The sequence below is a fragment of the Leifsonia naganoensis genome (assembly GCF_013410615.1).
Lineage (GTDB): Bacteria > Actinomycetota > Actinomycetes > Actinomycetales > Microbacteriaceae > Leifsonia > Leifsonia aquatica.
In genome coordinates, this window is the sequence record NZ_JACCHJ010000001.1 from 2503108 (window position 1) to 2528789 (window position 25682).

Annotated in this window: 29 protein-coding genes; 19 read left to right on the forward strand and 10 right to left on the reverse strand. The window is 70.5% G+C overall.

What is annotated here, in order from left to right:
• The first annotated feature begins 10 nt into the window (after positions 1 to 10).
• From folE to lysS, 10 genes are read left to right on the forward strand one after another with little or no spacing between them, the layout of a single operon-like run.
• Positions 11 to 586 (forward strand): GTP cyclohydrolase I, encoded by a 576-nt coding sequence (gene folE, locus HNR14_RS12105; protein ID WP_179701255.1) that lies wholly within the window; start codon positions 11 to 13, stop codon positions 584 to 586.
• Complete coding sequence (gene folP, locus HNR14_RS12110) at positions 583 to 1386, forward strand: dihydropteroate synthase (protein ID WP_343064475.1); 804 nt, start codon at positions 583 to 585, stop codon at positions 1384 to 1386. Before folE ends, folP begins: the two co-directional genes overlap by 4 nt.
• Complete coding sequence (folB, locus tag HNR14_RS12115) at positions 1379 to 1756, forward strand: dihydroneopterin aldolase (RefSeq protein WP_179701256.1); 378 nt, start codon at positions 1379 to 1381, stop codon at positions 1754 to 1756. Before folP ends, folB begins: the two co-directional genes overlap by 8 nt.
• Positions 1753 to 2313: a 2-amino-4-hydroxy-6-hydroxymethyldihydropteridine diphosphokinase gene (gene folK / locus HNR14_RS12120; RefSeq protein WP_343064476.1), complete on the forward strand. Its 561-nt coding sequence runs from the start codon at positions 1753 to 1755 to the stop codon at positions 2311 to 2313. The genes folB and folK overlap by 4 nt, the downstream gene beginning before the upstream one ends.
• On the forward strand, positions 2310 to 2795 hold the full coding sequence (locus tag HNR14_RS12125; RefSeq protein WP_179701257.1) for a DUF3180 family protein: 486 nt from the start codon (positions 2310 to 2312) through the stop codon (positions 2793 to 2795). The genes folK and HNR14_RS12125 overlap by 4 nt, the downstream gene beginning before the upstream one ends.
• Positions 2779 to 3285 carry a PH domain-containing protein gene (locus HNR14_RS12130; protein WP_179701258.1) on the forward strand — a complete coding sequence of 169 codons (507 nt, stop codon included), beginning with the start codon at positions 2779 to 2781 and terminating at the stop codon, positions 3283 to 3285. The genes HNR14_RS12125 and HNR14_RS12130 overlap by 17 nt, the downstream gene beginning before the upstream one ends.
• Positions 3282 to 4886 (forward strand): PH domain-containing protein, encoded by a 1605-nt coding sequence (locus tag HNR14_RS12135; protein ID WP_179701259.1) that lies wholly within the window; start codon positions 3282 to 3284, stop codon positions 4884 to 4886. The genes HNR14_RS12130 and HNR14_RS12135 overlap by 4 nt, the downstream gene beginning before the upstream one ends.
• Positions 4883 to 5689, forward strand: a complete 807-nt coding sequence (locus HNR14_RS12140) for a Rossmann-like and DUF2520 domain-containing protein (RefSeq protein ID WP_021756275.1) — start codon at positions 4883 to 4885, stop codon at positions 5687 to 5689. Before HNR14_RS12135 ends, HNR14_RS12140 begins: the two co-directional genes overlap by 4 nt.
• A gap of 60 nt (positions 5690 to 5749) precedes the next feature.
• The gene (gene panC, locus HNR14_RS12145; RefSeq protein WP_179701260.1) at positions 5750 to 6625 is read left to right on the forward strand and encodes a pantoate--beta-alanine ligase; all 876 of its coding nucleotides are present in this window, start codon (positions 5750 to 5752) and stop codon (positions 6623 to 6625) included.
• A gap of 47 nt (positions 6626 to 6672) precedes the next feature.
• Positions 6673 to 8187, forward strand: coding sequence for a lysine--tRNA ligase (gene lysS, locus HNR14_RS12150; protein ID WP_021764536.1), 1515 nt, complete (start codon positions 6673 to 6675; stop codon positions 8185 to 8187).
• Positions 8188 to 8199: 12 nt separating this feature from the next.
• On the opposite strand, the gene HNR14_RS12155 is transcribed toward lysS, so the two are convergent.
• Positions 8200 to 9093, reverse strand: a complete 894-nt coding sequence (locus HNR14_RS12155; protein ID WP_179701261.1) for a cytochrome c oxidase assembly protein — start codon at positions 9091 to 9093, stop codon at positions 8200 to 8202.
• A gap of 92 nt (positions 9094 to 9185) precedes the next feature.
• Between HNR14_RS12155 and cls the strand changes: the two genes are divergently transcribed.
• Entirely contained in the window at positions 9186 to 10649 is a 1464-nt protein-coding gene (cls, locus tag HNR14_RS12160) for a cardiolipin synthase (protein WP_179701262.1), read from the forward strand.
• Positions 10650 to 10737: 88 nt separating this feature from the next.
• Here the strand turns inward: cls and HNR14_RS12165 are convergent, their stop codons facing one another.
• Together HNR14_RS12165 and HNR14_RS12170 are read right to left on the reverse strand one after the other, a co-directional pair.
• Positions 10738 to 10911, reverse strand: coding sequence for a hypothetical protein (locus HNR14_RS12165; RefSeq protein ID WP_021764533.1), 174 nt, complete (start codon positions 10909 to 10911; stop codon positions 10738 to 10740).
• A gap of 42 nt (positions 10912 to 10953) precedes the next feature.
• Positions 10954 to 11952: a pirin family protein gene (locus HNR14_RS12170; protein ID WP_179701263.1), complete on the reverse strand. Its 999-nt coding sequence runs from the start codon at positions 11950 to 11952 to the stop codon at positions 10954 to 10956.
• Positions 11953 to 12020: 68 nt separating this feature from the next.
• On the opposite strand from HNR14_RS12170, the gene HNR14_RS12175 reads away from it, so the two are divergent.
• The gene (locus tag HNR14_RS12175; RefSeq protein ID WP_179701264.1) at positions 12021 to 12449 is read left to right on the forward strand and encodes a hypothetical protein; all 429 of its coding nucleotides are present in this window, start codon (positions 12021 to 12023) and stop codon (positions 12447 to 12449) included.
• Between the two features lie 9 nt (positions 12450 to 12458).
• Here the strand turns inward: HNR14_RS12175 and HNR14_RS12180 are convergent, their stop codons facing one another.
• From HNR14_RS12180 to HNR14_RS12190, 3 genes are read right to left on the reverse strand one after another with little or no spacing between them, the layout of a single operon-like run.
• Entirely contained in the window at positions 12459 to 12896 is a 438-nt protein-coding gene (locus HNR14_RS12180) for a VOC family protein (protein WP_179701265.1), read from the reverse strand.
• Positions 12897 to 12919: 23 nt separating this feature from the next.
• Entirely contained in the window at positions 12920 to 13147 is a 228-nt protein-coding gene (locus tag HNR14_RS12185; RefSeq protein ID WP_179701266.1) for a helix-turn-helix domain-containing protein, read from the reverse strand.
• On the reverse strand, positions 13147 to 13764 hold the full coding sequence (locus HNR14_RS12190) for a hypothetical protein (RefSeq protein WP_179701267.1): 618 nt from the start codon (positions 13762 to 13764) through the stop codon (positions 13147 to 13149). Before HNR14_RS12190 ends, HNR14_RS12185 begins: the two co-directional genes overlap by 1 nt.
• A 173-nt stretch (positions 13765 to 13937) precedes the next feature.
• Here HNR14_RS12190 and HNR14_RS12195 point away from each other — a divergent pair, with 173 nt between their 5' ends.
• The 3 genes from HNR14_RS12195 (at position 13938) to HNR14_RS12205 (ending at position 18769) form a co-directional block, all read left to right on the forward strand.
• On the forward strand, positions 13938 to 16460 hold the full coding sequence (locus tag HNR14_RS12195) for an ATP-dependent Clp protease ATP-binding subunit (protein WP_021764527.1): 2523 nt from the start codon (positions 13938 to 13940) through the stop codon (positions 16458 to 16460).
• Positions 16461 to 16562: 102 nt separating this feature from the next.
• Entirely contained in the window at positions 16563 to 17702 is a 1140-nt protein-coding gene (locus tag HNR14_RS12200) for a glycosyltransferase family protein (RefSeq protein ID WP_179701268.1), read from the forward strand.
• Entirely contained in the window at positions 17699 to 18769 is a 1071-nt protein-coding gene (locus HNR14_RS12205; RefSeq protein ID WP_179701269.1) for a glycosyltransferase, read from the forward strand. The genes HNR14_RS12200 and HNR14_RS12205 overlap by 4 nt, the downstream gene beginning before the upstream one ends.
• Here the strand turns inward: HNR14_RS12205 and HNR14_RS12210 are convergent.
• Positions 18757 to 19905, reverse strand: a complete 1149-nt coding sequence (locus HNR14_RS12210; protein ID WP_179701270.1) for a diguanylate cyclase family protein — start codon at positions 19903 to 19905, stop codon at positions 18757 to 18759. The genes HNR14_RS12205 and HNR14_RS12210 overlap by 13 nt on opposite strands.
• A gap of 125 nt (positions 19906 to 20030) precedes the next feature.
• Between HNR14_RS12210 and HNR14_RS12215 the strand changes: the two genes are divergently transcribed.
• Positions 20031 to 20549, forward strand: a complete 519-nt coding sequence (locus HNR14_RS12215) for an amino-acid N-acetyltransferase (protein ID WP_039923375.1) — start codon at positions 20031 to 20033, stop codon at positions 20547 to 20549.
• 46 nt (positions 20550 to 20595) lie between these two features.
• Positions 20596 to 21228, forward strand: a complete 633-nt coding sequence (locus HNR14_RS12220) for a hypothetical protein (RefSeq protein ID WP_179701271.1) — start codon at positions 20596 to 20598, stop codon at positions 21226 to 21228.
• A gap of 25 nt (positions 21229 to 21253) precedes the next feature.
• On the opposite strand, the gene map is transcribed toward HNR14_RS12220, so the two are convergent.
• Positions 21254 to 22027, reverse strand: a complete 774-nt coding sequence (gene map / locus HNR14_RS12225) for a type I methionyl aminopeptidase (protein ID WP_179701272.1) — start codon at positions 22025 to 22027, stop codon at positions 21254 to 21256.
• 46 nt (positions 22028 to 22073) lie between these two features.
• Here map and HNR14_RS12230 point away from each other — a divergent pair, with 46 nt between their 5' ends.
• Complete coding sequence (locus tag HNR14_RS12230) at positions 22074 to 22367, forward strand: helix-turn-helix domain-containing protein (protein ID WP_179701273.1); 294 nt, start codon at positions 22074 to 22076, stop codon at positions 22365 to 22367.
• A gap of 12 nt (positions 22368 to 22379) precedes the next feature.
• Here the strand turns inward: HNR14_RS12230 and radA are convergent, their stop codons facing one another.
• Positions 22380 to 23741: a DNA repair protein RadA gene (radA, locus tag HNR14_RS12235; RefSeq protein WP_179701274.1), complete on the reverse strand. Its 1362-nt coding sequence runs from the start codon at positions 23739 to 23741 to the stop codon at positions 22380 to 22382.
• A gap of 159 nt (positions 23742 to 23900) precedes the next feature.
• Between radA and HNR14_RS12240 the strand changes: the two genes are divergently transcribed.
• Complete coding sequence (locus HNR14_RS12240) at positions 23901 to 24824, forward strand: alpha/beta fold hydrolase (RefSeq protein ID WP_179701275.1); 924 nt, start codon at positions 23901 to 23903, stop codon at positions 24822 to 24824.
• Here the strand turns inward: HNR14_RS12240 and HNR14_RS12245 are convergent.
• On the reverse strand, positions 24766 to 25608 hold the full coding sequence (locus HNR14_RS12245) for an SGNH/GDSL hydrolase family protein (RefSeq protein WP_179701276.1): 843 nt from the start codon (positions 25606 to 25608) through the stop codon (positions 24766 to 24768). The two genes, HNR14_RS12240 and HNR14_RS12245, sit on opposite strands and share 59 nt — an antisense overlap.
• Between the last annotated feature and the right edge of the window lie 74 nt (positions 25609 to 25682).

A 25682-nucleotide genomic window follows, 5' to 3' on the forward strand; every position in this document is an offset into this window, starting at 1 on the left:
GCGTCACCGCATGACCGGTTTCGATCGCGCACGCATCGAGGCGGCCGTCGCCGAGATCCTCGCCGCCATCGGCGAGGATCCGTCGCGTCCTGGCCTCGCCTCCACGCCGTCCCGCGTCGCCGACGCCTACGCCGAGTTCTTCTCCGGCGTGGGCGTCGACGCGTCGGCGCTGCTCGGCGAGCCGGTGCCGCTCGAGTCGGACCACGCCGACACCGTCGTGCTGCGCGGCATCGCCTTCCGCTCCGTCTGCGAGCATCACCTGCTGCCCTTTATCGGTGTCGCCCACGTGGCGTACCTCCCGGGGGAGTCGGTCGTCGGCCTGGGCCGCATCCCGCGCGTGATCGACGCGCTGGCGGCCCGCCCGCAGCTTCAGGAACGGCTGACCGAGCAGATCGCCGACGCGATCGAGAGCGGCGCCGGCGCGCGCGGCGTGCTCGTCGTGCTCGACGCCTCCCACGCCTGCGTCACCACCCGCGGCCCGCGGCAGACGGCCGCCACCACGGTGACCGTCGCCACCCGTGGCGCGTACGCCGACCCGGTGGCCCGCGCCGAGCTGATGGCACTCATCGGAAGCGGTGCGGCGTGACGCTCGTCATGGGCGTCCTCAACGTGACTCCGGACTCGTTCAGCGACGGCGGCCTCTGGCTCGAGCCCGCCGCGGCCGTGGAGCACGCGCTCGAGTTGGTCGAGCAGGGCGCCGACATCATCGACGTGGGCGGCGAGTCCACTCGTCCGGGAGCCCTGCGGGTCGAGCCGGAGGAGGAACGGGCCCGCGTCGTCCCGGTGATCAGCGCGCTCGCGTCCCGCGGCGTGACCGTGAGCGTCGACACCCTCAACGCCTCCACCGCCCGCGCCGCCGCCGATGCGGGCGCGGCGATCATCAACGACGTCTCCGGCGGCCTCGCCGACCCGGGAATGCCCGACGCCGTGCTCGACACCGGGCTGCAGTACGTGCTCATGCACTGGCGCGGCCGCCTCGACTCCGCCGACTCGCTCGCCGTCTACACGCACACGGTGCAGGAGGTGCGCAGCGAGCTCTCGGCCCGCATCACCTCGCTGCTCGACCGCGGCATCGACCCCGCGAAGCTCATCCTCGATCCCGGCCTCGGCTTCTCGAAGACCGGGGAGCACAACTGGCAGGTGCTCGCGGGGCTGCACGAGATCGAGACCCTCGGCTACCCGGTGCTCATCGGCGCCTCCCGCAAACGCTTCCTGGGCGCCCTGCTGCCCGAGGGCGCGCCGGTGGCGGATCGGGATGCGCCGACGGCCGTGATCTCGGCCCTCGCCGCGCAGGCCGGAGCCTGGGCCGTGCGGGTGCACGACGTCGTTTCCACGCGAGTCGCCCTCGATGTCGTGCGGGCATGGCAAGCTGGACGCGATGACTAGCACCGAGGCGGCCGACGCGATCATCCTGACGGGACTGCGCGTGCGCGCCCACCACGGGGTGTTCGACTTCGAGCGCGAGAACGGCCAGGACTTCGTGGTCGACGTGACCGCGCGGCTCGACCTGGCGCGCTCGGCCGCGTCGGACGATCTGGAGCAGACGGTCCACTACGGCGTGCTCGCGGAGGAGATCGTCGCCGCCGTGGAGCGCGATCCCGTCGACCTGATCGAGACCGTCGCCGAGCGGGTGGCGGGCGTCGTGCTCGCGCATTCCCCGGTCGAGTCGGTCGAGGTCACCGTGCACAAGCCCGACGCCCCGATCACCGTGCCGTTCGGCGACGTCGCCGTGCGGGTCGTGCGGAGGCGCTCGTGACCCCCGGCATGGCCCGGCCGCAGCGGATGCGCGTCGGCGCACCGGCGGTGCTGGCGTTCGGCAGTAACCTCGGCGACCGCGCCGCGACCATCCGCACGGCTCTCGACGCCCTCCGCGCCGAGCCCGGCCTGCGCGTGGAGGCCGTGTCGCGCCTCTACGAGACCCCGGCCCTGAAGCTCGACGGCATCGACGAGGAAGCGCCCGCCTACCTCAACGCCGTGGCCCGCATCGACACGGTGCTCGACCCGCTCGCCCTGCTCGCCCTGGTCAACCGCGTGGAGGACGCCCTCGGGCGGCTGCGCACGGAGCGCTGGGGCGACCGCACCATCGACATCGACATCGTCGACTACGACGGCATCGTCTCGGACGACGAGCGGGTCACCCTCCCTCATCCACGGGCGCACGAGCGTGCGTTCGTGCTGGTGCCGTGGCTCGAGGTCGATCCGGAGGCGGTCCTCGCCGGGTACGGCCGCGTCTCCGACCTCGCCGCGCAGGCGACGGACCCGGTGACGCCGTACACCGCCGAATCGCTCGACGCGGACGGAGGCGACCGGTGAACCGCACCCGCCCCACCTCCCTGCTCGGTTTCGGCGTCGTCGGACTGGTCGTCGGATTCCTCGGCGAGCTCGGCGCGTCCGCGACGGGCATGGCCGTCTTCATCCCTCCGCTGACGCTGCCCATCACGCTCGTGGCGGTCGCCGTCATCATCGTGGCGTTCGCCGTGCCGATCCGCCGGGCCGTCCGCGGCCGCAGCGCGCGCCGCATCGACCCGTTCCAGGCGACCCGCATCGTGGTCCTCGCGAAGGCCTGCGGGCTGAGCGGTGCGCTGCTCACCGGCGCCGGGATCGGGGTCCTCGCCTACCTGCTGAGCCGGGACGTGCTCCCGGGCGGCAGCGCCATCCTCCTCACCGTGCTCGCGACAGTCGGGGCCGTCGTGCTTCTGGTCGCCGGACTGATCGCCGAGAGCTTCTGCAGCCTCCCGCCCGACCACGACGACGATGACGACCACCCGGAGACCGCCCATGTCGACCCCCGCTGAGCCGACGCGCGCCCGCATCGACCTGAACGTCGGCGATTGGCGCCGCGTCTCACCCAAGTACGTGGTCGTCGTGATCGTCGGCACCCTGATCAGCGGCGTGGTCGCGTCCGCCGTCGCGACCTTCCTCTGGCTCGTCGCCGGCTGGACGCTCGCGTGGATCGCGCTGATCGCGATCGTCGTCATCACGCTCGTCGCGCTGGTTATCGCGCCGCGCCGCGCCCGGTCGATCGGCTACCTGGAGCGGCAGGACGACCTGCTCTTCCGTCGCGGGATCATGTACCAGCGCTTCGTCTCGGTGCCGTACGGGCGCATGCAGCTCATCGACATCAACCGCGGGCCGGTCGGGCGGATGCTCGGCCTCGCCGACCTGAAGTTCGTGACCGCGGCCGCGTCGACCGGCGTCGTGATCCCGGGCCTGCCCGACGCGGACGCCGCCGAGCTGCGCGACCGCCTGGTCGATCTGGCCGAGAGCAGACGGGCCGGACTGTGACCGAGCCGCTGCCCGGAGGCCCGCTCTCCACCGTGGAGCGCGCGGCCGAGCGGTTCACGGACGGGGAGTGGCACCGTCTGCACCCGGCGACGCCCCTGCTGCGCGGCGGGATCGTGTTCATCGCCGTGCTCGGGTTCGTGCTGTCGAACCTGCGGGAGCGACTGGTCGGCCTCTTCGTCGGCGCCCCCGACTACGGCGGCGACCCGCTCGACGAGATCTACAACCGCGGCTGGGAGGGCTGGGCGCTCCTCGGCGTCGCCGTCGTGATCCTCGTCTGCCTCGGCGCGTTCTACCTGTCCTGGCGGATGCACACGTTCCGCATCACGGGCGACACCGTGGAGGTGCGCAGCGGGATCCTGTTCCGCACGCAGCGCAAAGCGCGCCTCGACCGGATCCAGGGCATCAACGTGGTGCGGCCCCTGATCGCCCGCCTCTTCGGCGCGGCGAAGCTCGACATCACCGCCGCGGGGCACGACGCCAACCTCCAGCTCGCCTACCTCGGCTCGTCGCTCGCCGACGGACTGCGCTCCGACGTGCTGCGGCTCGCCTCGGGCGTGCGCGCCGCGGAGGCGCAGGCGCGCGCGGAAGAGGCCGCCGCCACCGCAACAGATGGTGCGCCCGATGGCGCTGCGGGCGTTCCCGCCTCCCGCACAGCCGCGGTCGGCGATCTCGTGAACCGCCGCGTGAACGAGTTCCTCGCCCCCGAGCTCGACCCGAATGCCGCCCCGCCGGAGTCGGTCGTGAAGATCCCGCCGATGCGGCTGCTCGGCTCGCTGCTGATGAGCGGCTTCACCGTGTTCGTGATCGTCGTCGTCATCCTGACGGCGGTCGGCGCGGCGACGGGATGGCTCTGGCTCGCCCTGATCGTGCTGCCCGGCCTGATCGGCTCGGCCAGCTTCTACATCAACCGCTTCACCAAGTCGCTGCGCTACTCGATCGCCGGCACGCCGGACGGCGTGCGCGTCGGGTTCGGCCTGCTCAGCACGAGCAACGAGACGCTGCCGCCCGGGCGCATCCACGCGGTGCAGGTGCTCCAGCCGCTGCTGTGGCGACCGTTCGGCTGGTGGCAGATCCGCATCAACACGGCGGGCCACTCGCGTGAGAAGGGGGCCGCCGGGCAGGCGAACACCACGACGCTCCCGGTCGGCGACGCGACCGATGTCGAGCGAGTGCTCGCGCTGATCCTGCCGGGCCTCGCGACCGAGGAGCACCGCGACCTCATCCGCGCCGGGATGACCTCCCGCGGCCGCGACGACTGGACCGGAAGCCCGCGGCGCGCTGCCTGGCTGCGGCCGTTCTCGTGGCAGCGCACCGGGTACACGAGCGTCGACGGCGCCGTGCTCCTCCGGCACGGGTTCGTCTGGCGGCAGCTGGTGATCGTCCCGCTCGCGCGCCTCCAGAGCATCAAGCTCGAGCAGGGGCCGATCGACAGGATGCTCGGCCTCGCCGAGGTGGACTTCCACACCGTGAGCGGGCCGGTCAGCCCGAGGCTCGCGGCGATGGACGCGGTCGAGGGCATCCGGCTCTTCGAGCGGGCGTCGGCCGACGCGATCGTCGCCGGCCGCTCCGACCGCAGCCACCGCTGGGGGGAGTCCGCATGAGTCCCGTGGAACGCTCGGGCCGGCTCGGTCTCGGCATCGTGGGCGCAGGACGCGTCGGCCCGGTGTTCGGTGCCGCTCTCGCCGGCGCCGGTCACGCCGTCGTCGGCATCTCCGCGGTGTCGGCGGCGAGCCGCGAACGTGCCGAGGCGATGCTGCCCCAGGCGCCGGTGCTGGAGGTCCCCGTGCTGGTCGAGCGGAGCGAACTCGTCATCCTGGCCGTCCCCGACAGCGAGCTGCCCGGACTGGTCGCCGGGCTCGCCGCGACCGGCACCTGGCAGCCGGGACAGATCGTGCTCCACACCGCGCCGGGCTACGGGGTCGACGTGCTGCGCCCGGCAGCCGCGGCCGGGGCCATCCCGCTCGCCGTGCATCCCGCGCTCGACTTCACCGGCACCAGCCTCGACCTGGCCCGACTGGCGGAGTCGTGGTTCGCGGTCACCGCGGCCGCCCCCGTGCTGCCGATCGCCCAAGCGCTCGTCGTCGAGATGGGCGGCGAGCCCGTCGTCGTCGCCGAGCAGGACCGTCCCGCCTACGCGGAGGCCATCGCCACGGCCACGGCGTTCTCGCGCTCGATCGTGGAGCAGTCCACCGGCATCCTGCGCGGCATCGGCGTCGAGAACCCGGGCTCGTTCCTCAGCTCGCTCGTGCGCTCGGCCGTCGACAACGCGCTGACCCAGGCGGGTGCCGGCCCCGCGATCGACGTGGAGGACGTGCTCCAGGCGCTCCGCGACGACGACCTCCCCGGCCCCGGTGACGGCGATCCCGGAGACGACGGGCGCGGCTGGTACCTCCGCGGCGAGTAGCCTGGTCTGCGGCCGGCGCTCGTCGCCACCCGTACGGGCGCGGCGGCCGAAGGGGAGAGAATGCCGCACGTCGTGACCACCATCGCCGAACTGCGCGCGCTCATCGCGAGCGCACGCCGCGAGGCTCTGCTCGCCGACCCGGCCGGCGACCCCGCGGGGCTCGTCGCGCTCGTGCCGACGATGGGCGCCCTCCACGACGGCCACCTGCGCCTCGTGAGCCAGGCCCGTGAGCTCGCCGGCCTCGTCGTCGTCTCGATCTTCGTGAACCCGCTGCAGTTCGGACCGGGGGAGGACCTCGACCGGTACCCGCGCACCTTCGACGCCGACGTCGCCGCGCTGGAGGGCCTCGCCGACATCGTCTTCGCCCCGAGCGCCGCCGAGATGTACCCGCAGGGGGAGTCCTCGACGCGCGTCACCGCGGGGGAGGTCGGGTCGCTCTTCGAGGGCGCCTCCCGCCCCGGCCACTTCGACGGGATGCTCACCGTCGTCGCCAAGCTGTTCGGCATCGTCCAGCCCGACGTCGCGATCTTCGGCCAGAAGGATGCCCAGCAGGTGCACCTCGTCGGCCGGATGATCGACGACCTGAACCTGCCGCTGACCCTCGCCGTCGTTGACACGGTGCGCGAGGAGGACGGCCTGGCCCTCTCCAGCCGCAACCAGTACCTCTCCGCCGCCGACCGCGTCGCCGCCGTGACGCTGTCGCAGGCCCTGGCTGCCGGCGCCCAGGCCGCAGACGGGGGTGTGGAGGCGGCGCTCGCCGCCGCCCGGACGCGCATCGAGGCCGACCCAGCCGTTAAGCTGGACTATCTCGTGATCGTCGACCAGCCCTCGTTCCGCGAGGCGGCGCCCGGGCAGCACGGTCCGGCGCTGATGCTCGTCGCGGCCCGCGTGGGCACGACGCGCCTCATCGACAACCGGCGCATCACGATCCCCTGAGCACGCACCGACGACACGACGACCACCGCCGAACGGAAGACACACCGATGACCGACGCGCCCACCCCCCAGGCCGACCTCACGGACGACGAGATCAGCGAGCAGAAGGCCGTCCGGCTCGGCAAGCGCGAGCGCCTCATCGCCCAGGCCGAGACGGCCGCGGGCGGGGCGTACCCGGTGCAGGTGCCGGTCACCACGACCATCCCGGAGGTCCGCGCGGCCTGGGGGCACCTGGCCGCCGACGAGGCCTCGGGCGAGACGGTCGGCGTCGCCGGCCGCGTCGTGCACCTGCGCAACACGGGCAAGCTGTGCTTCGCCGTGCTCCAGTCGGGCGACGGCTCGCGCATCCAGGCCATGGTGTCGCTCGCGGCCGTCGGCGAGGAGTCGCTGATCGCCTGGAAGGAGCTCGTCGACCTCGGCGACCACGTGTTCGTCTCGGGCGAGGTGGCCTCCAGCCGCCGCGGCGAGCTGTCGATCATGGTGACGGCGTGGGAGATCGCGTCCAAGGCGCTGCTGCCCCTCCCGAACCTCCACAACGAGCTCAGCGAGGAGACGCGGGTGCGCTCGCGCTACCTCGACCTCATCGCGCGCGACCAGGCCCGCCAGACCGTCCTCGACCGGGCGGCGACGATGGCGAGCCTGCGCTCGACGTTCGCCGACCGCGGCTTCGTCGAGGTCGAGACCCCGATGCTGCAGGTCATCCACGGCGGCGCCTCCGCCCGCCCGTTCGTGACCCACTCCAACGCGTTCGACACCGATCTCTACCTGCGCATCGCGCCGGAGCTCTACCTCAAGCGCGCGGTCGTCGGCGGCATCGACCACGTCTTCGAGATCAACCGCAACTTCCGCAACGAGGGCGCCGACTCCACGCACTCGCCGGAGTTCGCGATGCTCGAGGCCTACCAGGCGTACGGCGACTACAACTCGATCGCAGACCTCACCCAGACGCTCATCCAGAACGCCGCGCAGGCCGTCTCCGGCTCGCACGTCGTCACCTGGGCCGACGGCACCGAGTACGACCTCGGCGGCCAGTGGGAGCGCATCCGGATGTACGACAGCCTCTCCGAGGCCATTGGCGAGGAGATCACGCCCGAGACCCCGATCGCCCGCCTGCGCGAGCTGGCGGCCGACGCCGGGATCGAGATCGAGCACCCGCTCGCCGGCAAGTACGTCGAGGAGCTGTGGGAGCACCACGTGAAGGGCGACCTCGTGCGCCCGACGTTCGTGATGGACTTCCCCGTCGACACCAGCCCGCTCGTGCGCGCGCACCGCTCGCGCGAGGGCGTCGTCGAGAAGTGGGACCTCTACACCCGCGGCTTCGAGCTGGCGACCGGCTACTCCGAGCTGATCGACCCCGTCGTGCAGCGCGAGCGCTTCGTCGAGCAGGCCAAGCTCGCCGCGGCCGGCGACAACGAGGCCATGCGCCTCGATGAGGAGTTCCTGCGGGCGCTCGAGTTCGGGATGCCGCCGACCGGTGGCATGGGCATGGGCATCGACCGCCTGCTCATGGCGATCACCGGCCTGGGCATCCGCGAGACCATCCTGTTCCCCCTGGTCAAGTAGCGGCCGAAGCGCTCAGCCGCGCCGCTGCAGGTGGGCGCGGGTGAGCTCCTCCAGCTGCTCGTCGGTCAGGTCGTCGACCTTCTTCGCCTCGCGCCGGTCCAGCCGCATCCATCGCACGAACAGGATGACGAGGATCGGCACGTCGGCGAACTCGGCGATGAACCACAGGAAGTCGCCGGACAGGTGCTGATCGTGCAGCGCGTTCGGGAACCAGAGTGGCAGCCTCCCGGTGATGCGCGCCGCGCCGTCGAGCACGCTGTCGTTCAGGCGCAGCAGCAGGCCCGGGATGGCGTCCAGCAGCAGCTCGACGAACGCCAGCAGGAACTCGACCGTGATGAAGAAGCCGGTGCGGACGATCGAGTGCGCCGCGATCGGCAGCACCAGCAGCATCCCGGCCAGCGGGACGAGCACCGAGATCGTCCACTCCGACCACACCGAGTCGCGCAGCACGGAGGCCACCGGGGTGAGGAACACCAGGAACACGGCGCACGCGAAGACGGGCGCGAACATCGCGTTGCCGAGTACCCGCACCGGACGGGACCGCAGGACGCGGTCGGCGCGCCGCCGTCCGGTCGTGGACAGCGCGACCCGTGCGAGGGCGATCGGCCGGCCGAGGCTCATCAGCGCGGGCACGACGAACAGCAGCAGGGCGATCCGGGTCGTGAACGCCCAGCGCAGCTCGCTGCTGTACGCGCCCAGGAAGCCGAACGAGATCCACGCGTACGACCCGAGGCCGAGCAGCAGGAACCACAGCGTGAGACGCGCCGGCCAGCGGTGACCGTGGCGGCGCAGCCGGAGCACCCCGCCGACGTACAGCGCCGCGGCCGCGACGACCAGCACGGCGGCGGCCGGGTCGAACGACCAGGTGGTCAGGAAGACGTTGACGGGAGGCGTGTCGGGCTCCATTCACGGGTGGTGGCGCACCATTGTCCCTCCGCTTCGCTACGGTATCCCTGTAGGTGCATCGCTCCGAGCGCGCCTGCGACCGAGAGGACCGGATGGACGCAGGCTTCCTGAGCACCGTCATCGTCGTAGTGGCGCTGCTCATCGACTTCATCATCCGCGTGATCGCGATCATCGTCGTCCCGCGCAACCGCAAGCCGACGTCGGCGACCGCGTGGCTGCTCGCGATCTTCCTCATCCCGTACATCGGCGTGCTGTTCTTCCTGCTGATCGGCAGCTACAAGCTGCCGAAGCGGCGGCGTGACAAGCAGATCGAGATCAACAACTTCATCATCGAGTCGACCGAGGGCATCGAGCGTGTGCGCCGCGATCACCCGTGGCCGCCGTGGCTCGAGTCGGTCGTGGAACTCAACCGGAACCTGGGCGCGATGCCGCTCGTGGGCGGCAACCGGGCCAGCCTGAACGGGGACTACCAGGGCTCCCTCGACGCGATGACGGCCGAGATCAAGGCCGCCCGCAAGTACGTGCACGTCGAGTTCTACATCCTGTCGCTCGACGACACGACGGAGCCGTTCTTCGACGCGCTCGCCGACGCGGTGAAGCGCGGCGTCATGGTCAGGGTGCTGCTCGACCACATCGCCTCCGTGCGCACGCGCGACTACAAGCGGACCATCAAGCGGCTCACCGAGATGGGGGCGCGCTGGCAGCTGATGCTGCCGGTCCAGCCGTTCAAGGGCAAGTACCAGCGGCCCGACCTGCGCAACCACCGCAAGCTGCTCATCGTCGACGGCCGCGTCGCCTTCATGGGTTCTCAGAACATCATCGACCGCAGCTACAACAAGAAGTCCAACATCCGCCGCGGGCTCAAGTGGAAAGAGCTCATCGTGCGGCTGGAGGGGCCGATCGTCGCCGGTCTCAACGCCATCTTCATCACCGACTGGTACAGCGAGACCGACGAGCTGCTCCGCCGCGAGACGGAGCCGATCACCGACGACATCCAGCCCGAGGAGCTGGACGCCCAGGTCGTCCCCTCCGGTCCGGGATTCGCGGGCGAGAACAACCTCCGGCTCTTCCTGGCGCTGCTCTACTACGCGCAGGAGCGCATCGTCATCACGTCCCCGTACTTCGTGCCGGACGAGTCGATGCTCACCGCGATCACCACCGCCACCCAGCGCGGCATCTCGGTCGAGCTGTTCGTCTCCGAGATCGGCGACCAGGCGCTGGTGTACCACGCGCAGCGGTCGTACTACGAGGCGCTGCTGCGCGCGGGTGTGAAGATCTGGATGTACAAGGCGCCGTACATCCTCCACGCCAAGCACTTCACGATCGACGACGACGTCGCCGTGATCGGGTCGAGCAACATGGACATGCGCTCGTTCCTGCTGAACATGGAGGTCTCGCTCATGGTGCGCGGCCGCTCGTTCGTGGAGGAGATGCGCCAGGTCGAGGACGGCTACCGGCGCGAGAGCCGGGAGCTCACGCTCGAGGAGTGGATGAAGCAGCCGCTGCGCTCGACGGTGCTCGACAACCTCGCGCGGCTGACCTCGGCGCTGCAGTAGCGCTCGAACCCTCCGCAGATTTGGCACAAATGTCGTGAATGGCCGCCGCTAACCCGACATTTGGCACAAATGTTCGGGGTGGGGAAGGCTACGGCTTGGGAGCGAGGCCGCGGCGTGCGCGCTCTTCGGCCTCCATGCGGGCGTAGACCTTCCGCTCCGTGCGGTCGGCGTGCACGATCTTGCGCATGATGAGCCAGAAGAGCAGCCCGACCAGGACGGTCGGAGCCAGCGACCACACGATACCGCCGATGATGTCGTTCATAACGCGCTCATCGTACCGCGCTCGCCTGTGCGGACGCCGGGGTCAGCCGCGGGGCTTGAGGCGGACGGTGGGGAGCTCGGGGGCGGGGAGGGGAGCGCCGTCATAGCCCGCGACAGTGCCGAACCGGCCGTGCGGCTGCTCGCCGGCGATCACCTCGCCCTGCCACTGGCCGCGCGCCGCGACGACGTCGTCGTGGGTGCGGCCGATGAAGTTCCACCACATGACGATCTGCTCGCCGAGCGGCTCGCCGCCGAGGAGCACGAGCCGGGCCGGTCCGTCGGCGCTGACGACGACCTCCACCGCGTCGCGTCCGGGAGCGAGGTACCCCAGGTGCGCGACCGGGACGGCGGTACCGGCGACGGTGACCGATCCGGCGTCGACGAGGAGGCCGTGCTCGAACGCGGTGTCGAGCGGGATGCGCACGGTCGCCCCGGCAGGTGCCGTGACCTCGGCGCCGATGAGCGGGGAGAAGACGGTCGCCGCGGTGCCGCTCCCGGCGAGCGAGCCGACGAACGTCCGCACCGTGGCATCGCCCAGCGTCGACGCGACGGGGACATGGTGCTCGAAGAACGGGGCGACGTCGCGGGAGGCCGCGGGCAGGGCGACCCAGAGCTGGACGCCGTGCAGCACCCGAGCCCCCGGCGTCGACACCTCGGAGTGGCTGATCCCGCGCCCGGCGGTCATCAGGTTGAGCTCGCCGGGCCGCACGAGCGCGTGACTGCCCACGCTGTCGCGGTGCTCGATCTCGCCCTCGAAGAGCCAGCTGACGGTCTGGAGGCCGGTGTGCGGGTGCGGCGGCACCTGCATCCCGCCCGTCGCGGACACGTCATCCGGCCCGTAGTGATCGATGAAGCACCAGCCGCCGATGAGCGAGCGGCGGCGCTGGGGCAGCGTGCGGCGCACGTTCATGGCGCGCGGGCCGCCGAGCGGCACATCCCGCGGCTCCAGGATCTCGACCTCGCCGCCGGTCGCGGGGGCCGGCTCCGCCAGCGCCGTGCCGACCGCGAGCACCTCGGCCGGGTCGCGCTCCAGGTTGCTCATAGCGGCATCCTAGGCTTCCGGCGGCGGAGCGGCGCCGCTTCACAGCCTCCCGTTCCTAGAATGGACCCGTGCCCCGGACCGCGACCCGCCCCCTGACCTCCCTCGCCGGAGGGATGCTCGTGCTGGTCGCGCTCGCGGGCTGCGGGATCAAGTCCCAGCAGCAGCCCGTGAAGGACTACGCGGGCGAGCCGACGGGCGTGGAGGCGCCGGCCAGCAGCGCCGGGGGAGCCTCCTGGGCCGCGTGGCTCGACGACGGCCGCCAGTTCGGCATCGTGCTCTACGGCAGCTCGACCTGCCCGCCGACCGTCGCCTCCGTCAGCGTCACCGGCGACAACCAGCTGAAGGCGACGCTCTCGCCCGCCCCCGGCGGCGTCTGCACCCGCGACTACGTGCCGCACACGACGGTCTTCGCGACCCCGAAGGGCGTGACGACCACCTCGGACGTGACGATCACCCTCCCCGACGGCACGCTCACCGTCCCGGGACTGCAGGGCTGAGACCCTGGTTCAGACCTTCGTCAGGTCCTGGGCGAGCATCACGATGATCCCGCTGGGCCCGCGCAGATACGACAGCTTGTAGACGTCCTGGTAGTTCGCGACGCCACGCAGGGGGTGGACGCCGTGCTTCGCGGCGATCGCGAGCGCCTCGTCGATGTCGTCGACCGAGAACGCGACGCGGTGCATGCCGATCTCGTTCGGGAGGGTCGGATCGGTCTCGATCGCGTCCGGGTGGATGTACTCGAAGAGCTCGAGGCGGCCGTGGCCGTCCGGCGTCTGGAGCATGGCGATCCTGGCGTGGTTGCCGTCGAGCCCGACCGCGGTGTCGGCCCACTCGCCGCTCACCTCGTCGCGCCCGACCACGGTCAGGCCGAGGTCGGTGAAGAAGGCGATGGTCTCGTCCAGATCGCGGACAGCGATGCCGACGTTCTCCAGTGCGATGCTCATGCGCTGCATGCTAGCCCCACCGCTCAGGCCGTCGGCGGCGCCAGGACGAGCAGGTCGCCGATCTCGCAGTCCAGCGCGCGGCATATGGCGACGAGGGTGGAGTAGCGGATCGCCTTGGCGCGGTCGTTCTTCAGGATGGAGAGGTTGACGACGCTGACGCCGACCAACTCGGAGAGGCGCACGACGGTCATCCCGCGCTCGGCGAGGAGCTCGTCGAGACGGCAGTGGACCCCGGACTCCTCGTCTCCCATCAGACGAGGCCTTCGGTGTCGCGCCGCATCCGGTCGCCGACGGTGAACGCGGTGGCGACGATGGCGGCGGCGAAGGCCAGGAGCAGCAGCGGCTGGAGGGGGATGGACATGACCGGATTGTCGAAGTCCCGATCGCTGATGCGGGCGATCGCGCCGTTCGCGACCATCGTGTTCAGCAGGGCGATCCCGGCCCAGGCGACCAGGCCGTAGACGCTCGCGATCGCGACGAGCGCGGTGTTCGCCCGGGAGAAGATGCGCCCGCGGAGCACGTTGATCGCGAGCCAGACGAGGCAGACGATGACGCCGACGACGGTGGCCGCCGTCAGGATCTCTCGCAGAACGAGCGCAACGAAGGATGCGGCCGGCAGCTGCGGAGCCGTCACATAGGCGGTGGCGAGCTCGACCTCGCGCATGGCCCCGCCCGGACCGATCGGCGCCTGGGCGGTCGTGCCCGCGAAGTCGGCGAGGACGCGCACGTCACGGTTGGACGCAGCCTCCACGATCGTGCGGACGGCCTGGACGATCGACCATCCCGCGAGCACGACGCCCGCCACGATGAACGCGACGATCGACGCCCGATCGCCCTTCGACTGGCGGTATCCCTCGACGGTGCTCATGCTCTCCTCCACATATCGACATTCGTTAATAACGACTATCGATACGATTGCACAGCCCGCCATCGCACGCAAGCCCCGTCACGCCCACGGCGAACAGGGGCCCGGGATGCCGGGTGCGGTGGTTACTCTCTTTGTATCGATGCCGACCCTGCAAGGCGTCGCGAGGAGTAGACATGTTCGAGAGATTCACCGACCGCGCCCGCCGCGTCGTCGTCCTGGCCCAAGAAGAGGCCAAGATGCTCAACCACAACTACATCGGGACGGAGCACATCCTGCTCGGCCTGATCCACGAGGGTGAGGGAGTCGCCGCCAAGGCGCTCGAGTCGCTCGGCATCTCGCTGGACGCCGTCCGCGAGCAGGTCCAGGACATCATCGGCCAGGGCCAGCAGCAGCCGACCGGCCACATCCCCTTCACCCCGCGCGCCAAGAAGGTGCTCGAGCTCAGCCTCCGCGAGGCCCTCCAGCTCGGCCACAACTACATCGGCACGGAGCACATCCTCCTCGGCCTGATCCGCGAGGGCGAGGGCGTCGCCGCCCAGGTGCTCGTGAAGCTCGGCGCCGACCTCAACCGCGTGCGCCAGCAGGTCATCCAGCTCCTCTCGGGATACCAGGGCAAGGAGCAGGTCCAGGTCGGGGGCAACGATCAGAACACCGCGCAGGCCGGTAGCCAGATCCTCGACCAGTTCGGCCGCAACCTCACGCAGGCCGCTCGCGACAACAAGCTCGACCCGGTGATCGGACGCGAGAAGGAGATCGAGCGCGTCATGCAGATCCTGTCGCGCCGCTCCAAGAACAACCCCGTCCTGATCGGCGAGCCCGGCGTCGGCAAGACCGCCGTCGTCGAGGGCCTGGCCCAGGCGATCGTGCGCGGCGACGTGCCCGAGACGCTCAAGGATAAGCAGCTCTACACGCTCGACCTCGGCTCGCTCATCGCCGGCTCCCGCTACCGCGGCGACTTCGAGGAGCGCCTGAAGAAGGTCACGAAGGAGATCCGCACCCGCGGCGACATCATCACCTTCATCGACGAGATCCACACCCTCGTGGGTGCCGGTGCCGCCGAGGGTGCGATCGACGCCGCCAGCATCCTGAAGCCGCTGCTGGCCCGCGGCGAGCTGCAGACCATCGGCGCGACCACGCTCGACGAGTACCGCAAGCACTTCGAGAAGGACGCCGCGCTCGAGCGCCGCTTCCAGCCCATCCAGGTCAACGAGCCGTCGCTGCCCCACACGATCAACATCCTCAAGGGCCTGCGCGACCGCTACGAGGCGCACCACAAGGTGTCCATCACCGACGGCGCGATCGTCTCGGCCGCGAACCTGGCGGACCGCTACATCCAGGACCGCTTCCTCCCCGACAAGGCGATCGACCTGATCGACGAGGCCGGCGCCCGCCTGCGCCTGTCGATCCTGTCGGCCCCGCCGGAGTTGCGCGAGTTCGACGACAAGATCTCGGCCGTGCGCTCGCAGAAGGAGGCCGCGATCGAGGAGCAGGACTTCGAGAAGGCCGCCGGCCTGCGCGACGAGGAGAAGAACCTCCTGGGCGAGCGGCTGCGCCTCGAGAAGCAGTGGCGCTCCGGCGACGTGAAGACCACCGCCGAGGTCGACGAGGGCTTGATCGCCGAGGTGCTGGCGCAGGCCACGGGCATCCCGGTGTTCAAGCTCACCGAGGAGGAGTCCGCTCGCCTCGTCTTCATGGAGAAGGCGCTGCACCAGCGCGTCATCGGTCAGGAGGAGGCCATCGCGGCGCTCTCCAAGACCATCCGCCGCACGCGCGCCGGCCTCAAGGACCCGAAGCGCCCCTCCGGCTCGTTCATCTTCGCCGGCCCCACCGGCGTCGGTAAGACCGAGCTCGCCAAGGCGCTCGCCGAGTTCCTGTTCGACGACGAGTCGGCCATGATCTCCCTCGACATGTCGGAGTACGGCGAGAAGCACACGGTCTCGCGACTGTTCGGCGCCCCTCCCGGGTTCGTCGGCTTCGAAGAGGGCGGCCAGCTCACCGAGAAGGTCCGCCGCAAGCCGTTCAGCGTCGTGCTCTTCGACGAGATCGAGAAGGCGCACCCCGACATCTTCAACTCGCTCCTCCAGATCCTGGAAGAGGGACGTCTGACGGACGGTCAGGGTCGTGTCGTCGACTTCAAGAACACGGTCATCATCATGACGACCAACCTCGGCACGAAGGACATCTCGGGCGGTCCGGTCGGCTTCCAGATCGAGGGCGACCCGACCACCGGCTACGAGCGGATGCGCGGCAAGGTCTACGAGGAGCTGAAGAAGAACTTCAAGCCCGAGTTCCTGAACCGTGTCGACGAGATCATCGTCTTCCCGCAGCTGAACAAGGCCGAGCTGCTGCAGATCGTCGACCTGTTCATCAAGCGCCTGTCCGACCGTCTGCTCGACCGCGACATGACGATCGAGCTGGAGGTGCCGGCCAAGGAGCGGCTGATCGAGGTCGGGTTCGACCCGACACTCGGCGCCCGCCCGCTGCGCCGCGCTGTGCAGCACGAGATCGAGGACCGCCTGAGCGAGAAGATCCTGCACGGCGAGCTGAACGCGGGCGACCACGTCCACGTCGACTTCCGCGACGGGGAGTTCGTGTTCACCACGACGGCGCGTGCCGACTCGATCGGCGCCGGCGTCAACGCGGCGGCCGCCATCGGCACCGGCCCGGCCACGCCGGACCTCGCCGCCAACGGCTGATCCACACCGCCGCAAGGCGCGTCCGCGACGAGTGCGCCGATCCTCCGGGGTCGGCGCACTCTCACGTGTTCGGAGAGGTGCGTTCGATATGCTGTGTGCGCTATGACGACCCGTCCACGACTTCTGCTCCTGTCGTTCTCGACCCTCGTCTCGGATCCGCGGGTCCAGAAGCAGATCGCACTGTTCGCGCCGGACTACGACCTCATCACCTGCGGCTACGGGCCGGCGCCCGAGGGTGCCGTCGAGCACTTCCAGGTGCCCGACGACCACGTCTACTGGCAGTACCCGCGACTGGCCGTCGTCGTGCGCCAGTACCGGCGTGCGTACCGCCAGAACCGCGCCGTCTCCTGGGCGCTCGAGCACATCCAGCCGGGGAGCATGGATGTGATCATCGCCAATGACGTCGACGCGGCGGGTGTCGCGGTCGGATTGCGGCCGCGCTTGGGATTCCATGCGGACCTGCACGAATACGCCCCGCTGCAGAACTCCGAGCTCCTCCGCTTCCGGCTCTTCGTCGCCCCGTTCCTGTCGTGGCAGATCCGGACGTTCGTCAGCCAGGCGGCATCCACCTCGACGGTGTGTCAGAGCCTCGCCGACAAGTACCACGAGACGTTCGGCCTTCAGCCCTCGGTGGTCATGAACGCACCTCCCTACGCGGCGTTCTCGCCGATCGAAGTCGCCGACCCCGTGCGCCTGGTGCACGCAGGCGCGGCGCTGCGCAACCGGCGGCTCGAGATCCTCATCGACGCCGTCGCGCAGTCGGACGCCGCCGTCTCGCTCGACTTCTATCTCGCGCCGAACGATCCCGGCTACCTCGACTCCTTGAAGGCGCGAGCGGCGGGCAACGCGAACATCGCGTTCCACGACCCGGTCCCCTTCGACGAGCTCGTCTCGACGCTGAACGGCTACGACGTCGGCCTGCACATCCTCGCTCCGACCAACTTCAACAACGCCTTCGCGTTGCCCAACAAGTTCTTCGAGTACGTGCAGGCCCGACTGGGGCTCATCATCGGGCCGTCGCCCGAGATGAAGCGGATCCTCGAGGAGAAGGGCTTCGGTGCCGTGACGACGGACTTCACCGCCGAGGCCCTGGCGGACGTGCTGCGCGGACTCGACCGCGAAACGGTGGCCACCTGGAAGGCGCGCTCCGATGTCGCCGCCCCGCTGCTCTCCGCCGAGACGCAGACTCCCGTCTGGGGTGACGCGATCGCACGGATCGCTGCGCCAGGACCCGTGAGATGACGAGCTCGGTCGACGTCCTCGTCCCCGTCCATTCGGCGCAGCGCCCGATCGCGCGCCTGGCGGCGTCGGTGCTCGGAACGTCCGTGCCGATCCGGCTGGTGGTCGTGGCGCACGACGTCGACGCCTCCGCCATCCGGACTGCCCTGGGCGAGCACGCGGAGGACCCGCGCGTGCAGGTCCTCGCGTTCCAGGACGGAGTGCGGTCGCCCGCGGGGCCTCTCCGATTCGCTCTAAAACGGCTCGAATCGCCGTTCTTCATGAAGATCGACTCCGACGACTTCCTCGCGGACGGGGCGATCGAATCCTGGATGCGGACGCAGCGCCGATACGACGCGGACATCGTGCTGCCGTCGATGCGGATGGTCGGGACACGCCGTGACTTCCCGACTCCGCCGCGCCGCCCCTTCCGCACGCGGCTCGACCCCGTGCGAGACCGGCTCGCCTACCGGACGAGCACGATGGGTCTCATCCGCGCGGAGCTCGCCCGCGACGCCTATCCCGAGCCCGGGCTGCGGACGGCCGAAGACCTCGCGCCCGGACTGCGCTTGTGGTTCTCTGACGCCCGGATCGTCGCGGCCGACCCCCGGTACGCCTACATGGTCGCCCCCGACGCCGGCGATCGGGTCACTCTGGAGCAGAGGCCGCTCGCCGACGACCTCGCGTTCATCGAGCCCCTGGTGCGCGAGCCGTTCTGGGCGCGTCTCGATCAGGACGCACGCGTCGGGATCGTCGCCAAGCTGCTGCGGGTGCAGGTGATCGGCGCCCTCGCCGGGCGTGCCGACCGGCACCTGACCGCGTCGGAGGTCGCGTTCGCAGGGACCGCTGCGCGCGCTCTCGTCGCACTCGCTCCCCGCGTGGGTCGCGTTCTCTCGCGCGACGAGGCGACGTTGTTCCGGGAGGTCCTAGCGGGTGCGGGGGACGAGAGCCGCATCACGCGGCTGGCGTCTCGGGCGTCCCGGCACCTCTCCCTCGGCGGTCTGGTGACGCCCGGGATCCTTGACAGCGTGCGCCGCGACGCGCCTGTGCGCTACCTCGGCGCGTCGGTGCTGGCGCGCTACAGGCGCTGAGGCGGAGCGCTCAGTTCCGGAGCCGTCCCGGGCTGTCGTCGCTTGACGGTCGCCTGCAGCATCAGTGCGAGGGGGAGCAGGTAGAAGATGACGCCGGGGATCGCATAGCGGAACGTCGTTGAGGTGCCGTTGGTGATGTTGTAGAGCGCGACCGCGAGGATCGCTCCGAAAAGCAGGTGGGCCTCTTCGTGCCGCCAGAACAGGATCATCGCGCCGACGCTCAAGAAGAGGATGAACAGCAGCGGCTTGTCGTTCTGCATGAAGTCCTTGATGTCGGTGACGAGCAGGAGCTTCGCGAGACCCGGCACGTGTCCGATCGCTTCGGTGAGTGTGGAACTCCCGGTGATGCGCATGAACTGGCTCGCCTGCGAGAACGGGAAGACGAGCGTTTGGACGATCTGGGCTCCGACGGCCGTCGCACCGACGACGATCGCGGGCCACATCCAGGGCGAGCGCCAGCGCAGCGAGACGAGCATCCCGAGCAGCCAGGCCGCGACGAAAGCACCCGCCATGATGAGCGTCGCTTGGCGGGTGAACGCGGACAACAGGGTGATTCCGCCGACGATGACGAGGAGCCACCACTGCCTCGTGCGCATGTACCGCCACGCGACCAGGAGCGCGAGGGCGCTCCACATGGCGGACAGGGACTCCGTCAGCATGGCGGTCATGTAGATCATGATGTGGAAGCTCGCGAGAGCGAGGACGATCGTGGCGATCGCCGCCAGGTTCCCGTATCGCCGCTTCATCAGGATGATCGCGACGATGGTGAATGCGATCGACGCGAGCGCAGGGATCACGGCCAGACCGTACGGGCCGAGGCCCATGAACGGCGCGGAGAGCAACGGGAGCACGACGCGCGGCTGCACGAGCCCCCAGCCGAAGGTCACGTCGGTGCTCGGCATCACGATGTTGTGCGCGGCGAAGAACGCGGCGGTCTTGTCACGAGCGACCTGCTGGGAGTCGCCGCTGAACCAGAAGGCGTACGCCATGTAGTAGCGCGAGTCGTAGAAGTAGAGGCCCAGGTTGCGGATGTACGAGAGATAGCCGAGCACCCAGGTCACGGCGGCGATCAGCCAGACGAGGAGGTCGGCCCGGTTGCGGTTGATCCACTCGACCGCTGCCTTGAATGGACCCACTGCGTTCTCACGTTTCCTTCGTTCTCGGGCGTCATACCCCTCCCGCGACGCGTCGGGACGGGCAGTCAAAGCTAACATGTGCCTCTTCTTTCGATGCCGGGCGGGCGCGACAGTAGGCTTGTCTAGTGGACTCAGCGCGCACCTCCGGGATCAGTGTTCGGCGCGCGCGCACGGGAGACGTGGCGCGCATCCAGCAACTGGTGGAGCCGCTGGTCCGACGACGCATCCTCCTCGGCAAAGAGACGGTGACGTTCTACGAGGCCGTGCAGGAGTTCCGGGTCGCGGAGGACGCGGACGGCAACCTGATCGGCTGCGGCGCCCTCCACGTGATGTGGAGCGACCTCGGCGAGGTGCGCACTCTCGCGGTCTCGGAGGAGTGGCTCGGGCGCGGCGTCGGCCGTGCGCTGCTGGAGCGGCTTGAGACGGACGCCCGCGAGCTCGGGCTCAGCCGCCTGTTCTGCCTGACGTTCGAGGTCGGCTTCTTCGAGCGGAACGGCTTCGAGGACATGGGGGAGGAGTCGGTCGACCCGGCCCTCTACGCCGAGCTCGTCCGCTCCAACGACGAGGGCGTCGCCGAGTTCCTCGATCTGGCGCGCGTGAAGCCCAACACCCTGGGAAATACAAGGATGTTGAAGCTGCTCTGAGCGCGTTGCGCCCGGCAATCGGGCGGCGCGCGGTTATGCTGCGGGCATGTCGACGTTCAAGCATCCTGTCGGCCCCCAGCCGAGCAAGGTCTATTGGCGACGCCGGCTCATCCTCGGGATCGGCCTGCTCGCCGTCATCCTCGTCATCGTCCTGATCATCGTGCGCCCCGGCGCCTCGGACGGTGCCCCCGCTCCCGCCTCCACCACAGGCGCGCCCAAGGCGACGACCCCTCCCGCCACCAGCATCCCGACATCGAGCGCCTCGGCCAGTGGCGCCGCCTGCGATAAGGCGAACGTCCGCGTCGAAGCCGTGACCGACAAGGCCACCTACGCGGCCGGGGAGCTGCCGCAGCTGTCCGTCGCGATCACCAACACCGGCTCGGCCGCGTGCAAGATCGACGCCGGGACGGCGCAGCAGCTGTTCACCATCACCAGCGGCTCCGAGGTCTACTGGAAGTCGACCGACTGCCAGACCGACAAGGTCGACGCGGAGGTGCTGCTCCAGCCCGGCAAGACCATCTCGTCGCAGACGCCGATCACCTGGGACCGCACCCGCTCCGACCCCTCCACCTGCCAGGCGAGCCGCGAGCAGGTCCCGGCGGCGGGAGCGTCGTACCACCTGACGACGACCGTCGCGGGGATCGAGTCCCCCGAGACGAAACAGTTCATCCTGCAGTAGCCCGCGGGCGCTCACGTCGCCGTAGTCAGGGCTCTCGGAGGGTGAGGATCTCGGCGCCGTCGGCCGTGATGGCGATCGTGTGCTCGCTGTGCGCCGTCCGGGAGCCGGTGGCGCTGCGCAGTGTCCAGCCGTCGGCGTCGGTGACGAGCTCGTCGGTGTCGGCCATCACCCACGGCTCCAGCGCGAGGAGGAGGCCGGGGCGCAGCTTGTAGCCGCGGCCGGGGCGGCCGTCGTTCGAGATGTGGGGGTCCTGGTGCATCGTCGAGCCGATGCCGTGGCCGCCGAACTCCAGGTTGATCGGGTATCCCGCCGCGTCCAGCACGGTGCCGATCGCGTGCGCGAGGTCCCCGGTGCGGGCGCCCGGGCGGGCGGCGGCGATGCCGGCTCGCAACGCGCGCTCGGTGGCCTCGATCATGGCGACGTCCTCCGGCCGCTGCGTCTGGCCGACGATGAAGCTGACCGCGGAGTCGGCGGCGATGCCGTCCAGCGAGACGGCGAGGTCGAGGGTGAGGAGGTCGCCGTCGGCGAGGGCGTAGTCGTGCGGCATCCCGTGCAGCACGGCGTCGTTGACCGCCGTGCAGATGTAGTGGCCGAACGGGCCGCGGCCGAAGGAGGGCGCGTAGTCGACGTAACAGGACTCGGCACCTGCCTCGGTGATGAGCGCGGCGGTCCAGCGGTCGATGTCGAGGAGGTTGGTGCCGACGGCGACGCGGTCCTTCAAGGTCTGCAGGATGCGGCCGACCAGGGCGCCGGTCGCTCGGGCCCGGTTCAGTTCGTCGGGGTTCAGGATCTCGATCATTCGGATAACTATACCGGTATGACTATCCCGGTATTAGTATGGGTCCATGGTCAGACTGCCCCTCACCCCGGACGAGATCGAACGCGGTCAGCGTCTCGGTGCGCTGATGCGCCGGGCGCGCGGGGAGCGTTCGATGCTGACCGTCGCGCTCGACGCGGGGGTGTCGCCGGAGACGGTGCGCAAGATCGAGTCGGGCCGGGTGGCGACGCCCGCGTTCCCGACGATCGCGGCCATCGCGGCGGTGCTGGGGCTGTCGCTGGACGCGGTGTGGGCCGAGATCAGTGAGGCGGAAGACGGCATCGATGGAGCCGGCCGCGACCCCGAGCGGATCGCCTCCTAGACTCCTGCACGGTCAGAAAGCCGCGTCGAGTTCTCGTTCGCGCGGGGTGGAGGCGGCGGTGAACGCGAGCCGGAGGGCTTCGCGGATGGAGGCGCTGCGGTCGTCGATGCGGGTGGCGAAGCCGAGGCGTGACGCTTCGGCGGCGCGCTGCTTGCCGCTGCTGACCGGGCGGATCTCGCCGGCGAGGCTGATCTCGCCGAAGGCCACCAGGTTGTGGGGGATGGCGCGGTCGGAGGCCGCGGACGCGACGGCCAGGGCGATGGCCAGGTCGGCTCCGGGCTCGGTGAGGCGCACGCCGCCCACGGTCGAGACGTAGACGTCCTTGTCGCCGAGTTTGATGCCGGCCCGGCGTTCGAGCACCGCGAGCAGCATGGCGACGCGGGAGCTGTCGACGCCGTTCGTGACGCGGCGCGGGTTGGGGGCGGCGGTGCTCACGACGAGCGCCTGCACCTCCACCGGCAGCGGGCGCCGGCCCTCCATCGCCACCGTCACGCAGGTGCCGGAGACGGGGGTGGAGGTGCGGCTGAGGAACAGGCCGCTCGGGTCGGGGACCTCGGCGATGCCGTCGCCGGTCATCTCGAAGCAGCCGACCTCGTCGGTGGGGCCGAAGCGGTTCTTGAGCGCGCGGACGAAGCGGAGCGCCGTCTGCCGGTCGCCCTCGAACTGGCACACCACGTCGACCAGGTGCTCGAGGAGGCGCGGGCCGGCGATCGAGCCGTCCTTCGTGACGTGCCCGACGATCAGGATGGGCAGCTCGCGCTCCTTGGCGATGCGCACGAGCGTGCTCGCGACCTCCCGCACCTGGCTCGGACCGCCGGCGATGCCGTCGATGCTGCCGCTGGAGACCGTCTGCACGGAGTCGATGATCACGAGCGAAGGCTTCACCGCGTCGATCTGGCCGATGATGGTCGCGAGGTCGGTCTCCGACGCGAGGTACAGCTCGTCGTGGACGGCGCCGGTGCGCTCGGCGCGCATCCGCACCTGCCCGACGGACTCCTCGGCGCTCACATACAGCACGCGCGCGTTCTGGGCCGCAGCCCGGGAGGCGACCTCCAGCAGGAGGGTGGACTTGCCGACGCCGGGCTCGCCGCTCAGCAGGATGGCCGCACCCGGCACGATGCCGCCGCCGAGCACCCGGTCGAACTCGCCGATGCCGCTCGGCCGTCGCCCGGCGGCCTCCGTCTCGATGTCGGTGATCGCCCGGGCGGTGCGCGCGGCCCCGATCGTGACCGGTGTGAGTGCCCGCAGCACGCCCGTGGGCGCCACCGACTCCTCCACGGTGCCCCAGGCCTGGCACTCGCCGCAGCGGCCGACCCACTTGGCCGCCGTCCAGCCGCACTCCGTGCAGCGGTAGTTGACGTGAGCCTTCGCCACGACACCTCCTCGATCCTGGACCCACACTACGGGCGGCCACCGTCACTAGAGGGAGGATCGCGGGGAGCGGGGGAGAAGCACACGGAGTGCGGGACCTGTGGAGGGTGCCCTGCACCAAGAGGGTTATGCGCCCGGCGCCCCCGGAGCACAATGGGCCCCATGGCGAACCTCACGTACACCCTGCGGTCCGGCCGACGCGTCGGCGTCACCACCCTCGGCGACGCGGATGCGGAACGCATCGTCGTCTTCTGCCACCCGGCGCCGGGGACGTCGGTCTTCGATCCGGATCCCGACGCCTCCGCCACCCGCAACGTCCACATCGTCGCGATCGACCGCCCCGGGTACGGCTCCAGCGACCCGGTGCCCTACGGCGAGTGGCCCAGCATCGCGCGGGCCGCCGACGATATCGCCGAGTATCTGCGGTCGGTCGTGCTGGCCGAGCGCTCGATGGGAGTGCGGAGGGTGCGCACGGTCGGAATCGCCGGGTGGTCGGCGGGCGGCCGGGTCGCGCTCGCGTTCGCCGCACGGCATCCCGATCTCACCGAGCGCGTCGCGATCGTCGCCACGCCCGCACCGAACGAGGCCGTTCCGTGGATCCCGGCCGAGCTGCAGGCCGAGTCGGACCGTCTGGGCACCCTTGCCCCGGCGGAGGCCGTGCAGCAGCTCAGCGAGCAATTGCGGTCGCAGGCCGACGCCGTCCTCTCGGCGTCCGACCCGGGTGACGTGCCACCCGAAGCGGTCGGCGCCACCGCCGTCGATGCCGCCGTGCTGGCGCTGCCTGGCGTGCGGGACCGGCTCGGCCGCATGCTCCAGGACGCGTTCCGTCAGGGGGCGGCCGGTACTGCGGCCGACATCCTCTCGTACACGGCGCGGCCGTGGGGTTTCGACCCCGGCGACGTGCAGGCCAAAACGCTGATCGTGGGCGGGCAGGGCGACGCGATCGCCGGCAACGCGCATGCCGCCTGGTATCAGAAGGCCGTGCCGGACTCCCGGATGGAGATGGTCCCGGGCGTCGGGCACCTCGTCATCGTGCCGGCGTGGGGGAGGGTGCTGGCGCATCTGGCGCCGAACTCGACGACGTGACGGAGGCGGAGGTCGCTGCCGTCGCCGGTCGCCGCGGGAACTTCGTCACTGCCAGCCGCGTCACGGCGGGCAGGAAGGCCGACGCCCACACCCGGTAGCCGTGGTCGTTGGGGTGGAAGAGGTCTTCGGCGAACTGCGTGAACGCGCCGCGCAGCCCCTCCTGCTTCATGGCGCGGTGCAGGGAGGCGACGGTGAGCCCGGCGTCGGCAGCCTCCTCGCGCAGGATGGCGTTGGCCACCGCGACCTTCTTCTCGTTCCACGGGAGGTAGAAGTACGGCAGATCGGCGACCACCGCATCCCGGGGCAGAGCCGCGAACACGCGGCGGATGCCCTCCCGGAACGTCGCCGGGTCGAACGCCCCGATGTCGTTCGCTCCGATCGACACCGTCACGATGTCGGGCTGCAGCGTCTCGAACCGCGGCAGCTGGTCGGCCACCGCAAGAGCGACCGTCGCGCCCGACACGCTGAGGTTCACCGTGCGCACGGTGCGGCCCGTCGCGGAGCGGAGGTGGTCGGCGATCACGCCGACATAGCTGTTCTTCGGCTGGGACGCCCCGATGCCCTGCGCGGCACTGTCGCCGATCGCGACGTAGAGGATCTCGCCCTCCACCTTCGCCGCATCCCGCCACCATTTGGAGTTCACCGGGAGCGACTCGTTCAGCTTCACCTTGCCCGCGGCGACGGCAGCCCGTTTCTGCTGCACGCGGCTCCAGGCATAGGCGGCGCCGCCGGCGATGGCGCCCGCGACTCCGACCGTCGTGACGACGCGACCCGTGGTGTTCATGCGTGCAGCGTACTCCGCGCACCGTGAGGGACGGATCGGTGGAGGCTGTGCGCTCGCTGGACGGACGCTGATTG

Coding starts and splice junctions, on each gene's coding strand:
- folE (WP_179701255.1), top strand. CDS start 11: ATGACCGGTTTCGATCGCGCACGCATCGAGGCGGCCGTCGCCGAGATC.
- folB (WP_179701256.1), top strand. CDS start 1,379: ATGACTAGCACCGAGGCGGCCGACGCGATCATCCTGACGGGACTGCGC.
- HNR14_RS12130 (WP_179701258.1), top strand. CDS start 2,779: ATGTCGACCCCCGCTGAGCCGACGCGCGCCCGCATCGACCTGAACGTC.
- HNR14_RS12140 (WP_021756275.1), top strand. CDS start 4,883: ATGAGTCCCGTGGAACGCTCGGGCCGGCTCGGTCTCGGCATCGTGGGC.
- panC (WP_179701260.1), top strand. CDS start 5,750: ATGCCGCACGTCGTGACCACCATCGCCGAACTGCGCGCGCTCATCGCG.
- lysS (WP_021764536.1), top strand. CDS start 6,673: ATGACCGACGCGCCCACCCCCCAGGCCGACCTCACGGACGACGAGATC.
- HNR14_RS12155 (WP_179701261.1), bottom strand. CDS start 9,093: ATGGAGCCCGACACGCCTCCCGTCAACGTCTTCCTGACCACCTGGTCG.
- cls (WP_179701262.1), top strand. CDS start 9,186: ATGGACGCAGGCTTCCTGAGCACCGTCATCGTCGTAGTGGCGCTGCTC.
- HNR14_RS12165 (WP_021764533.1), bottom strand. CDS start 10,911: ATGAACGACATCATCGGCGGTATCGTGTGGTCGCTGGCTCCGACCGTC.
- HNR14_RS12170 (WP_179701263.1), bottom strand. CDS start 11,952: ATGAGCAACCTGGAGCGCGACCCGGCCGAGGTGCTCGCGGTCGGCACG.
- HNR14_RS12180 (WP_179701265.1), bottom strand. CDS start 12,896: ATGAGCATCGCACTGGAGAACGTCGGCATCGCTGTCCGCGATCTGGAC.
- HNR14_RS12185 (WP_179701266.1), bottom strand. CDS start 13,147: ATGGGAGACGAGGAGTCCGGGGTCCACTGCCGTCTCGACGAGCTCCTC.
- HNR14_RS12190 (WP_179701267.1), bottom strand. CDS start 13,764: ATGAGCACCGTCGAGGGATACCGCCAGTCGAAGGGCGATCGGGCGTCG.
- HNR14_RS12195 (WP_021764527.1), top strand. CDS start 13,938: ATGTTCGAGAGATTCACCGACCGCGCCCGCCGCGTCGTCGTCCTGGCC.
- HNR14_RS12200 (WP_179701268.1), top strand. CDS start 16,563: ATGACGACCCGTCCACGACTTCTGCTCCTGTCGTTCTCGACCCTCGTC.
- HNR14_RS12205 (WP_179701269.1), top strand. CDS start 17,699: ATGACGAGCTCGGTCGACGTCCTCGTCCCCGTCCATTCGGCGCAGCGC.
- HNR14_RS12220 (WP_179701271.1), top strand. CDS start 20,596: ATGTCGACGTTCAAGCATCCTGTCGGCCCCCAGCCGAGCAAGGTCTAT.
- map (WP_179701272.1), bottom strand. CDS start 22,027: ATGATCGAGATCCTGAACCCCGACGAACTGAACCGGGCCCGAGCGACC.
- HNR14_RS12230 (WP_179701273.1), top strand. CDS start 22,074: ATGGTCAGACTGCCCCTCACCCCGGACGAGATCGAACGCGGTCAGCGT.
- HNR14_RS12240 (WP_179701275.1), top strand. CDS start 23,901: ATGGCGAACCTCACGTACACCCTGCGGTCCGGCCGACGCGTCGGCGTC.
- HNR14_RS12245 (WP_179701276.1), bottom strand. CDS start 25,608: ATGAACACCACGGGTCGCGTCGTCACGACGGTCGGAGTCGCGGGCGCC.